We start from the raw sequence: 11,616 nt of genomic DNA on the forward strand, positions 1-11,616 counted from the left end.
GCTGCTGACAATGTCGTCGGATTAGCGTGGCGATGCCACGCTAATCCGACCTAAGCGTCCTTCTTTTTTACGTCGTCACCGTGGGCGCATCGCGCCCCGTGCGCTCGCGGATCTGCGCCAGTTGCTCGGCCACCGCGATCAGCCCCGCCAGCGCTTCCTGGGTCGGGATGGCGTGCCGTGCCGGATCGGCTTCGTAGCGCTCCAGGTACAAACGCAGGGTGGCGCCTTCGGTGCCCGTGCCGGACAGGCGCAGCACGATGCGCGCGCCGTCCGTCATGATGATGCGGATGCCCTGCTGCGTGGCCACGGAACCGTCGACGGGGTCCGTGTAGCTGAAGTCGTCGGCCAGCGCCACCGTGTAGCCATTGAGTACCTGGCCCGGCAAGGCGGCCAGCTGGCCGCGCACGGCATCCATCAGCTGCGCCGCCGCAGCGCTGTCGATGTCTTCGTAATCGTGGCGCGAATAGTAGTTGCGGCCATACGTGGCCCAGTGCGCGCGCACGATGTCTTCCACCGGTTGCTTCTTCTCTGCCAGCAGGTTAAGCCAGAACAGCACGGCCCACAGGCCATCCTTTTCGCGCACGTGGTTCGAGCCCGTACCGTAGCTTTCCTCGCCGCACAGGGTGGCCATGCCGGCGTCGAGCAGGGTGCCGAAGAATTTCCAGCCCGTCGGCGTCTCGTAGCAGGGAATGCCCAGCGCGCTGGCGACCCGGTCGGCCGCGCCCGATGTCGGCATGGAGCGGGCGATGCCTTTCAAACCGGCGCGGTAGCCGGGCGCCACGCTGGCGTTGGCGGCCAGGATGGCCAGGCTGTCCGAGGGTGTCACGTCAAAGCGCCGGCCGACGATCATGTTGCGGTCGCCGTCACCATCGGAGGCGGCGCCAAAGTCCGGCGCATCGGCGCCGGCCATGATGGCGATCAGCTGCTGCGCGTTGACGGGATTCGGGTCCGGATGGCCGCCGCCGAAGTCTTCCAGGGGCTGACCGTTGATGACGCTGCCCTTCGGCGCGCCCAGCATGCCTTCCAAGATGGCCGTCGCATACGGGCCGGAGACGGCGTGCATGCCGTCAAAGCAGATGCGTAGGCCGCCCGCGAACAGGGCGCGGATGGCGTCGAAATCGAACAGCTGCTGCATCAGTTCCGCGTAGTCCGCGACGGAATCGATCACTTCGACCGTCATCTGCTCGATGCGCACGTTGCCCAGGGTATCGAGGTCGATATCGGCAGCGTCGCTGATGCGGTATTCGATGATAGCCTGCGTGCGCGCAAACATGGCTTCGGTGACTTTTTCGGGCGCCGGGCCGCCACTGGCGATGTTGTACTTGATGCCGAAATCGCCATCGGGGCCGCCCGGGTTATGGCTGGCCGACAGGATGATGCCGCCGCTCGCGCCATGCTTGCGGATCACGCAGCTGACGGCCGGCGTCGACAGGATGCCGCCCTGCCCCAGCAGCACGCGCGCATAGCCGTGCGCGGCCGCCATGCGCAGCACCGTCTGGATGGCCGCGCGGTTGTAGTAACGCCCGTCGCCGCCCAGCACCAGGGTCTGGCCGCGGCAGTCGCCGAGCGTGTCGAAAACGCTCTGCACGAAATTTTCCAGGTATTGCGGCTGGCTGAACACGCCCACTTTCTTGCGCAGGCCCGACGTGCCTGGCCGCTGGCCGGCTATCGGCGCCGTATTGATGATTTGAATAGCCATCTTGCCTCCATGTTAACTTCGCATGTTAACGCATGCGCGGCTGGCGGCAAAGCGTTGTACGTCTGCCACGGTGCGGTAAACCGCTTACGCTGGCTGCGGCAATGCCGCACCTCACTCTTGCATGTCTCGCAACTCCGCACTATAATAAGAATAGTTCTCATTCACATTTAGACTCTCACCAGAGTCTGCACCCAGTCACCGGCTGGTGCGCAGCTGGATGACACGCTGCGCCAGCCAGGCACTACCGCCAAGCAAGCCTTCCCTATCAATACCTGTGTGCCGCACAACGGCAGGCGCACGAGAAGAAGGATGTTTCATGGTGCGAGCACGTTCGCAGGCCGGCATGGTTGCCGGCCCGTTTTCCCCACCCATTTCCAAGGTTGCCATGCGCCCGCTGGCCATCGCCGTGCATTCGGCCTTGCTGACGGCGGCCCTGGGCGCGGGCGCGGCCCTGGCAGCGGAAGTACCCGCCAAGCCCGAAGAAGCCACCTTGAGCGAAATCAAGGTGCAAGCCCAGCAAGACAAGGCGTCGACCGAGCACACGGGTTCCTACACCACCAAGCAGATGGCCACGGCCACGCGCATGGGCCTGTCCATCCGCGAAACGCCGCAATCGATTTCCGTGGTGACGCGCCAGCGCATGGACGACATGGGGCTGAACAGCCTGGCCGAGGTGCTGGTGCAGTCGACGGGCGTGACGGTGCAGGAAAACGACAGCGAACGCACGAGCTTTTCGGCGCGCGGCTTTTCCATCGGCAACTACCAGATCGACGGCGTGGCCGTCAATTCCGGCAGCAATGCGCTGTTCGACACGGCCATCTATGACCGCATCGAAATCGTGCGCGGCGCCACGGGCCTGGTCAGCGGCAATGGCGACCCGTCGGCCACCATCAACATGCTGCACAAGCGTCCAGGCAAGGAGTTCGCCGCCTCGGCCGGCCTGACCGTGGGCTCGTGGAACAAAGTCCGCCTCGAAGGCGACATCAGCGCGCCGCTGAACGCCGACGGCAGCATCCGCGGAAGAGTCGTCGTGGCAGGCCAGAACCGCCATTCCTATATGGACCTGTACAAGGAACGCAAGCTGGTGGGCGCCGTCATCGTCGAGGCGGACCTGACGCCGGACACTCTGCTGACGGCCGGCATCGACTATCAAAAGAACACGCCGAAAGGCACGAGCTGGGGCACCACGCCCCTGTTCTTTTCGGACGGCACCTCGGCCAACATGCCCCGCTCGTTCAACATGGCGGCCAAGTGGAGCAGCTGGGAGCGTGAATTCGAAAACAAATACGTCTACCTCGAGCACCGATTCGCCAATGAGTGGAAGATCAAGGCTGCCTACGGCCGCCTGGACAGCTCCTCGAACGGCAAGCTGTTCTACGGTGGCAGCGGCTTTCCCAACCGCGATGGCAGCGGCCTGGAAGTGTGGAGCGGCGCCTTCCCCTACGATGAAAAACAGGACAACTTCGACCTGTCGGCCAATGGCGCCTTCACCCTGTTCGGCCGCCAGCACGACCTGGTGCTGGGCGTGAACGGCTGGAAGCGCACCGGCACGACGAATGAAACCCTGCTGCCCGATCCGCTGCCCTACGCCACCACCATCCCCGACTTCCGCCACTGGACGGGCGACGTGCCCGAGCCGGTACTGACGCGCACGGGCGCGCGCGACATCGCCACCACCAAGCAGTCGGGCGCTTTCATCGCCACGCGCATCAACGTCACGGACAACTTCAAGGTGCTGGCCGGCGCACGCGTCTCGCGCTGGGAAACATATAACGACCGCATCGACACCCAGGGCCGTTTCGGGAAGCGCAGCTCTGCCTACAAGACGGACGACGTCGTCACGCCGTATGCGGGCATGGTGCTCGACGTCAGCAAGAGCACCTCGCTGTACGCCAGCTATACCGACCTGTTCAAGCCGCAAAACCTGAAGGACAAGAACAACGCCTTCCTCGACCCGATCACGGGCAGCAACGTGGAAGCGGGCGTGAAGAGCGAATTCTTCGACGGCGCCGTGAATGCTTCGTTCGCCGTGTATGAAGCCAAGCAGGACAACCTGGGCGAGGAAGACAAATCGGTGCCGCTGACCTTCGTGCTGCCCGATGGCAGCCGTCCCTATGTCTCTTCGGGCAAGGGCACGAAAAGCAAAGGCTACGAAGCGGAAGTGTCGGGCAGCCCCTTGAGCGGCTGGCAGCTGTTCGCCGGCTACACGCACAACAAATCGAAGACGGGCAAGGGCGTGGTGACCAACACCATCCAGCCGACCAATATGCTGCGCGTCTCGACCACCTACCGCCTGCCGGGCGAGCTGCAAAACGTCACCGTCGGCGGCGGCTTGAACTGGCAGAACGAGATCTACACAACAGCCACCCTGCCGAACAAAAGCAAGATCCGGGTCAGCCAGGGCAGCTACGTGCTGGCCAACCTGATGGCGCGCTACCAGATCAGCCCGAAACTGTCGGCCAACCTGAATGTCAACAACCTGTTCGACAAGACGTATTTCCGCCGCGTGGGCTTCTATAACGGCGGCTATTACGGCGAGCCGCGCAACGTGGCATTGAACCTGCGCTACCAGTACTGAAGCACGATACGAGCCGATTTTTCACTCACATAACAAGATAAGGGATACACCATGCACATCACTTCCATCGCGCGCCTCGGCGCCCTCGCCACCGCCCTGCTGGGCGCAGCCCTCGTCTCCGGCAGCGCCAGCGCGCACCAGATCTGGCTGCAGCAGGACGGCAAGGCGGCCAGCGTGTACTTCGGCGAATTCGGCGACAACCTGCGCGAAGCGTCGCCCGGCCTGCTCGACAAGTTCAGCATCAAGAACGTGACGTGGGTATCGGCCAAGGGCGCGCAGCCGCTGCAGGCAAGCAAGACGGCCGGCGCGTTCCTCCTCAATGGCAAGGTGGGCGCCGGCGAAAGCATCATCGTCGAAGAAGACAACTACCCGTCGTGGGAAGAGAAAAAAGATGGCAAGGCCACGCGCACCGTGTGGGTCCCGGCCGCGCGCCTGATCGCCGACGGCAAGGCGCAGACGCCAGCGTTGACCCTGGACCTCGTGCCGACCGGCAAACCAGGCCAGTTCCAGGTCAGCTACCAGGGCAAGCCGCTGGCGCAAGCCAAGGTCAACGCCGTGGTGCAGTCGGGCTGGGGCAAGGAAGCGTGGAGCGATGCGCAAGGCCTGGTCAGCTTCCCGCTGCCCTGGAAAGGCACCTATGTGCTGGAAGTGCAGCACACGGACAAGACGGCCGGCCAGCGCGGCGCGCAAGTGTATGACAAGGTGATGTTTGTGACCACCCTGAGCCTGGTGCAGCCGCAAGGCGTGACGCCGCTGCCGGCCGGCACGGCCGTCCCCCCCAGCAAGGATCACGACTGACCATGCAAGCGCCAGCCATCATTAAGATGCCGCGCCTGCGGCTGTCCGCCGGCGTGGTCTACCGTCTCGGCGTGGCCTCGCGCAGCGTGGCGGCCATCGTCGGCGGCTATGTGCTGGCCGCGCTGGTCACCATGCTGCTGTCGGTAAGCCTGCCCATGGCCCGTTCCGAAGCCGTCATGACAGCCACCCTGCTGTCGTTTGCCATCTACACCTGCGCCGTGATGTGGGTATTCGCCACGCGCAGCGCCCTGCGCGCCTGGCTGGGCCTTCTGATGCCGGCCGCCGTCATCGCCGCCATCCTGCAATGGATGGACGCACTATCCTGGAGTCTCGCATGAAAGAAGGTTTCCGCCAGTCGATGGCATGGCTGCACACCTGGTCCGGCCTGCTCGTCTGCTGGATCCTGCTGCTGGTGTTTTGCGCCGGCACGGCCAGCTACTACCGCAATGAAATCACCTTGTGGATGCAGCCCGAACTGCATGGCGCCGCCGCCAGCCAGGTGAGCACCGAGGAAGCGGCCAAGGTCGCGCAAAAAGCGATGGAAGAGCGGGCCACGGGCGCCACGCGCTGGTTCATCAGCCTGCCCGGCGAGCGCAGCCCCGCCACGCAACTGGGCTGGAGCAAGCCATCGCAACCGGGCGAAAAGAAACGCGGACGGCGCGGCAATTTTCATAGCGAAAAAGCCGATCCGGCCACGGGCGAGGTGCTGTCCAAGCCGCGCGAGACGCGGGGCGGCGAATTCCTCTACCGCCTGCACTTCGACCTGCACTACATGCCGGCTATCTGGGCCCGCTGGATCGTGGGTTTCTGCGCCATGTTCATGTTCGTTTCCATCATCAGCGGCATCGTCACGCACAAGCGCATCTTCAAGGACCTGTTTACCTTCCGGCCGAAAAAAGGCCAGCGCTCATGGCTCGATGCGCACAACGTGACGGCCGTGCTGGCCCTGCCCTACCACATCATGATCACCTACACGGGCCTGGTCACCCTGATGTTCCTGTACATGCCATCGGGCGCCACGGCCGCCTACAAGGGCGACAAGGACGCGTTCTTCGCCGAGGCGTTTCCCGGCCGCTCGGGCGACAGCAAGCCGGCCGGCGTGGCCGCCCCGCTGACGGCGCTCGCGCCCCTCGTGCGCCAGGCGGAACAGCACTGGGGCGGCGGCAAGGTCGAGCGTATCTCCGTCAGCCACCCGGGCGACGCCAACGCCACCATTTCACTGACGCGCGCGGGCGGGCGCGACATGTCATCGAAACAGCCATCGATGGAATTCGATGGCGTTTCCGGCAAGCTGCTGTCGACCGATGGCGACGCACAGCCAGGCGCCGCCGCCACGCAAGGCGTGATGGTGGGACTGCACGTCGCGCATTTCGGCGGCCCGCTGCTGCGCGCCCTGTTCTTCCTGTCCGGCCTGGCCGGCTGCGCCATGGTCGCCACGGGCGCCCTGCTGTGGGCCGTCAAGACGCGCCAGAAGCAGGCCAAGGCGCTGGCCGCCGGCAAGCGCGCCAGCTTCGGCCTGCGCCTGGTCGAGGCGCTCAACATCGGCACCATCGCCGGCATCCCGATCGCCTTCGGCGCCTACTTCTGGGCCAACCGCCTGCTGCCGGTGGCGATGGAAGACCGGCCGCAAGAGGAAATCGCCTGCTTCTTCGGCGCCTGGGCCCTGGCTGCCATCATCGCCCAGCTGCGCCCGTCGCGCGCCATGTGGCGAATGCAGCTGGCCGCCGGCGCCTTCCTGCTGGCGTCGCTGCCCGTGCTGAACGTCTTTACCACCGATTCGCACCTGGGCGTCACGCTGTTCCTGGGCCGTGGCCCCGTGGCGGTGGCCGCCTTCGACCTGGTGGTGCTGGTGCTGGGCCTGGGCCTCGCGTATGCGGCGTTCAAGTTGAAACCGCTGCCCGTGAAAGCGGCCAAGGCGGCGCCAGTACAACCGGCGCAGACGATGGAGGCCGCGTGATGGAGCTGCTGTCGAACTTCCTCGTCTTTGCCTTGTGCTATGCGGGCCTGTCTTCGCTGTGCCTGGCCATGGACCGCCACTACGCCGACCTGCACGGACGCGGCGCCGAACCGCCCGCGCCGCTGCGCCGCCGCCTGCAGTGGGCAGGCTGGCTGGCGCTGGCGGCGGCCCTGGCCTGGGCCATGCACATCGCCGGCGGCGGCTATGGCCTCGTCTACTGGGTCGGCAGCCTGACGGGCTGCGGCTTGCTGCTGATCTGGCTGCTGCCGTATGCGCCCCACCAGGCCATGCGCCTGGCGCGCATCATCGGCGTGGCGGCCTTGCTGGCCGCCGTCGCGCTGGCAGTGCTGTAATTATCATGGCCATGCCACCCCTGCTGCCCACGCAGCTGGAAAGCCATTATCGCGCGCACCACGGCTGGCTGGCGCACTGGCTGCAGCGGCGCCTGGGCAATGCTGCCGAGGCGGCCGACCTGATGCACGATACCTTCGCGCGCCTGCTGGCCGGCGCGCCCATGCAGCCGCACACGCCGGCCCTGCGCACGCCCAAGGCTTACCTGGCGACCGTCGCCAAACATCTGCTGATCAACCACTTGCGCCGCCAGTCGCTGGAACGCGCGTGGCTGGCCGCGCTGGCCGCCCTGCCCGAACAGCATGTGCCATCGGCCGAGCAGCGCGCGGAAATCCTGCAGTCGCTGCAAGCGGTCGACGCCATGCTCGACGGCCTGAAACCGAAGGTGCGCGCCGTCTTCATCATGGCGCAGATCGAAGGCCATGCCTATGCGGACATCGCCGCACAGCTGGGCATCGGCGAGCGCTCCGTGAAACGCTACATGGCCGAGGCGCTGACCGAATGCGTGCTGCTGGCGCAGGACTTGCCGGCATGAGCGCGGCCACTTCGCCATATCCACCGTTGTCGCGCAAGGTGGCGCGCCAGGCCGTCGAATGGTATTTATTGGAGCAGTCGGGCCAGGCCACGCCGGACGACCTGGCCGCCAGCGCCCAGTGGCGTGCACGCGACCCGGAACACGCGCGCGCCTGGAACCGGGTGCGACAGGTGAGCCAGACGGCAGGCCTGCTGCCGCCGGACCTGGCCGTGCCCGTGCTGCGCCGGCCGCAGCGCCGCGTGGCAGTGCAAGTGCTGCTGGCGCTGATGGCGGCGCCCGCCGCCTGGCTGCTGGTGCGCCACGACATGCTGGCCGATTACCGCAGCGGCGTGGGCGAACGGCGCGAAGTCTCGCTGCCCGATGGCGGCACCGTGGTGCTCAACACGGACAGCGCCGTCGACGTGGCGTATGGCGCCGGCGAACGACGGCTGACCCTGCGCCGCGGCGAAGTGCTCGTGCAGACGCGCCCCGACCATGCGGGCAGCCGCCCTTTCATCGTCGCCACCTGCCATGGCCGCATCCGCGCGCTGGGCACGCGCTTTACCGTGCGCGTCGACGACGACGGCAGCCGCGTGACGGTGCTCGAACACGCGGTGGAAATCACGCCGCACGCGGCATCGGCCACCGTCCGCACGCTCGTGGCGGGCCAGCACAGCCGCTTCGACGCCAATCACGCCGGCCTGCCCACGCCGGCGCCGCTGCAAGCCGATGCGTGGGCGCGCGGCATGCTGGCGGTGCAGGACATTCGCCTCGATACCTTCGCTGCCGAATTGTCACGCTACCGCCCCGGCCTGCTGCGCGTGGAGCCGCAAGTGGCGAGCTTGCGCCTGTCGGGCGCCTTCCAGCTCGACGACACGGGCGCCGTGCTGGACAGCCTGGCGCGCATGCTGCCCGTCGACGTGCTGTACCGCACCCCGTACTGGGTCACCATCGCGGCCCGCAAAAAATAATTGTTAAAAGTTGGCCCTTTTTTTCGCCGTGACCTGTCCTGAGGGTATTACAACGATACCTTACAACGACACTCACCGGAAAGGCCAGACCATGCACCCACCCCGTTTGACTCCCCTCGCGCGCGCCATCGGCAGCGCCTTGATCCTGCTGTCGCTGGCGCAAGCGCCGGCCATGGCGGCCGATGCCACCGCGCCAGCCGCCGCGCAAACGGTCTTCCACGTGCCGGCAGGCGAACTGTCCGCCGCCATCGCCAGCTTTGCCATCGAAGCAAAAGTGAGCGTGGGCGCGGCGGCCGAACTGCTGCAAGGCGTGCGCACGCCGGGCCTGAGCGGCAGCTACACGGTGCCGCAGGCACTGGCCCGCCTGCTGGCCGGCACGGGCCTCGAGGCGCTGCCCAGCGGGGAACGCAGCTACGTGCTGCGCAAGGCCGGTGCCGCATCGACCGGCGCGCCGATTGCCGCCACCCTGGACGAAGTGGCCGTCAGCTCCAGCGCCCTGCGCGACGGCACCACGGAAGGCAAGCGCGGCTACGCGGGCCTGACCAGCGCCACGCGCCTGAATCTGTCGCTGCGCGAAACGCCGCAGGCCGTCAGCGTCATCACGCGCCAGCAGATCGACGACCAGGGCTTGCGCACCTTGCAGGACGTGCTGGTGCAGGCGCCCGGCATCACGGTCGACCATTCGTCGAGCACGCGCGAATACGACCAGGTATTTTCACGCGGCTTCGAAGTGACGTCGTACATGTTCGACGGCATCCCGACCAGCAAGAACCTGGAAGCGCGCACCTACGACATGGCCATCTACGACCGCGTCGAAATCATCCGCGGCGCCACGGGCCTGATCAGCGGCACGGGCAGCCCGTCGGCCGCCGTCAACCTGGTGCGCAAGCGCCCGGGGCGCGCTTTTGCCGCCACGGCCGGCGCGCAGCTGGGATCATGGGACCGCTACCGCATCGAAGGCGACGTCTCGACACCGTTGACGGCGGACGGCAAGGTACGCGCGCGCCTCGTCGCCGCGCATGAAGACCAGCGCTCGTTCATCGACCGCTACCGGCAGAAAAAGGACGTGCTGTACGCCATCGTCGAAGCGGACCTGACGCCGTCGACGGTGCTCAGCGCCGGCATCAACTACCAGCAGGAAAAGCTCAAGGGCGCGGGCCGCGAATTCCCCATGTTCTATGCCGACGGCTCGCAGACCCGCTTCCCCCGCTCGATGAACGGCACGACAGCGTGGAGCACGTATGACCGCGAGCAGAGCATGCTGTTCGCCACGCTCGACCATTATTTCGACAACGACTGGATCGCCAAGCTGGCCGTCAGCCGCAGCAGCAACCAGTACGACGCCTTGCAGGGTTTTTCCGGCAATGGCTACCCGGACCGCGTGACGGGCGGCGGCATGCGGCTGTGGCTGGCCAACTGGCACAGCAAGCCGCAACAGACCTCGCTCGACGCGTACGCCAGCGGACCGTTCCGGGCCTTCGGCCGCCAGCACGAACTGGTGCTGGGCGTGAGCGCCTCGGAACTCGAGACGAATAGCCCCATCTATCCGGGCTGGCGCCTGGCCGGCTATGATCATGCGGTGCCGAATATCCACGCCTGGAATGGCGACATGCCGGTGCCCGACTACAGCGGCACGCGCCTGGGCAGCTCGTACGACAAGGAGCGCGAAAGCGGCCTGTATTCGACGCTGCGCCTGCGCCCGACGGACGCGCTGTCGGTGATCCTGGGCGCGCGCCTGTCGTACTGGAAGCGCGACATCCGCAGCGATTACGATGCCGACACGGACCTGTACGACGCGATGCGCGAAAACGGCAAGATCACGCCGTATGCGGGCCTCGTCTACGACCTGGGCAGAAACTGGTCGGCCTATGCCAGCTACACGAGCATCTTCACGCCGCAAAGCCAGCGCGACGTCAACAGCCGCTTCCTGGCACCGCTCGAGGGCAAGAACTACGAAGTGGGCGCCAAGGGCGAATTCTTCGGCGGCAAGCTCACCACCAGCGCCGCCGTCTTCCAGCTGAAGCAGGAAAACCTGGCCGAAGCCGATCCGGGCAATGTCTGGATCATCGGCACGGGCGGCGGTTCCTACGCCTATCACACGGTCAAGGGCGCCACCACGCGCGGCTTCGAGGCGGAAGTATCGGGCCAGTTGCGCCCCGACTGGCAACTGACGGCCAGCTATGCGCATAGCCGCATCCGCAATGCCGCCGGCGCACGCATCCAGACCAACCAGCCGCAGAACATGGCCAAGCTGTGGACCACCTGGCGCCTGGCGCAAGGCGTGCCGGGCCTGGTGCTGGGCGGCGGCGTGAACTGGCAGAGCGATATCTACATGGATGATCGCGGACCGAATGGCGAACGCTTCACGCAGAAGGCGTATGCGGTGGCCGGACTGATGGCGCAGTACCAGGTCAGCAAACAGCTGGTGGCGACCCTGAACGTCAATAACGTCTTCGACAAGAAGTACTATTCGACGGGCATGGGCGGCTACTACGGCGATCCGCGCAACGCGATGCTGGCGCTGCGCTATCAGTTCTGAATGGCTTCGCTACTTTTGAGCAGCGCCTCGATGTCCTCGGGCGCCACGGCGCGGCCGAGAAAATAGCCGAATGCTTCGTCGCAGCCCATCTCGGCCAGCAGTTCCAGCTGCTCGCCGCTTTCCACGCCGCCGGCGATGGTGCGCAGTCCGAGCGTGGGGGGCCACCGCCCCCAGGGGGGGCCCCACCCCGGATCCCCGGCCCGGGGGGC

General features: G+C 66.3%; 10 protein-coding genes. 8 read left to right on the forward strand and 2 right to left on the reverse strand.

Going from position 1 to position 11,616, the window contains the following annotated elements; all coding sequences use genetic code 11:
* Positions 1-67 precede the first annotated feature (67 nt).
* Positions 68-1,699: an alpha-D-glucose phosphate-specific phosphoglucomutase gene (locus tag KO538_RS05960; RefSeq protein WP_219327693.1), complete on the reverse strand. Its 1,632-nt coding sequence runs from the start codon at positions 1,697-1,699 to the stop codon at positions 68-70.
* A 316-nt stretch (positions 1,700-2,015) separates the two neighbouring features.
* Here KO538_RS05960 and KO538_RS05965 point away from each other — a divergent pair, with 316 nt between their 5' ends.
* The 8 genes from KO538_RS05965 (at position 2,016) to KO538_RS06000 (ending at position 11,407) form a co-directional block, all read left to right on the forward strand.
* The gene (locus KO538_RS05965) at positions 2,016-4,277 is read left to right on the forward strand and encodes a TonB-dependent siderophore receptor (RefSeq protein WP_219327694.1); all 2,262 of its coding nucleotides are present in this window, start codon (positions 2,016-2,018) and stop codon (positions 4,275-4,277) included.
* Positions 4,278-4,328: 51 nt separating this feature from the next.
* A complete protein-coding gene (locus KO538_RS05970) occupies positions 4,329-5,075 on the forward strand; it encodes a DUF4198 domain-containing protein (RefSeq protein WP_219327695.1) in 747 nt (248 codons plus the stop codon).
* 2 nt (positions 5,076-5,077) lie between these two features.
* Positions 5,078-5,413, forward strand: a complete 336-nt coding sequence (locus KO538_RS05975) for a DUF3649 domain-containing protein (RefSeq protein ID WP_070301399.1) — start codon at positions 5,078-5,080, stop codon at positions 5,411-5,413.
* A complete protein-coding gene (locus KO538_RS05980) occupies positions 5,410-7,032 on the forward strand; it encodes a PepSY domain-containing protein (RefSeq protein WP_070301398.1) in 1,623 nt (540 codons plus the stop codon). Before KO538_RS05975 ends, KO538_RS05980 begins: the two co-directional genes overlap by 4 nt.
* Entirely contained in the window at positions 7,032-7,385 is a 354-nt protein-coding gene (locus tag KO538_RS05985; RefSeq protein WP_034747326.1) for a DUF3325 domain-containing protein, read from the forward strand. The genes KO538_RS05980 and KO538_RS05985 overlap by 1 nt, the downstream gene beginning before the upstream one ends.
* Before the next feature lie 5 nt (positions 7,386-7,390).
* Positions 7,391-7,918, forward strand: coding sequence for a sigma-70 family RNA polymerase sigma factor (locus tag KO538_RS05990; protein ID WP_257620164.1), 528 nt, complete (start codon positions 7,391-7,393; stop codon positions 7,916-7,918).
* Entirely contained in the window at positions 7,915-8,868 is a 954-nt protein-coding gene (locus tag KO538_RS05995; protein ID WP_219327696.1) for a FecR domain-containing protein, read from the forward strand. Before KO538_RS05990 ends, KO538_RS05995 begins: the two co-directional genes overlap by 4 nt.
* A 91-nt stretch (positions 8,869-8,959) precedes the next feature.
* The gene (locus KO538_RS06000; protein WP_219327697.1) at positions 8,960-11,407 is read left to right on the forward strand and encodes a TonB-dependent receptor; all 2,448 of its coding nucleotides are present in this window, start codon (positions 8,960-8,962) and stop codon (positions 11,405-11,407) included.
* Here KO538_RS06000 and KO538_RS06005 read toward each other — a convergent pair.
* Positions 11,398-11,616 (reverse strand): hypothetical protein (locus KO538_RS06005; RefSeq protein WP_219327698.1); only part of this gene is annotated, 219 nt, incomplete at its 5' end. The two genes, KO538_RS06000 and KO538_RS06005, sit on opposite strands and share 10 nt — an antisense overlap.

Source organism: Janthinobacterium sp. NKUCC08_JDC, assembly GCF_019345575.1.
Taxonomy (GTDB): Bacteria; Pseudomonadota; Gammaproteobacteria; order Burkholderiales; family Burkholderiaceae_D; genus Janthinobacterium; species Janthinobacterium aestuarii.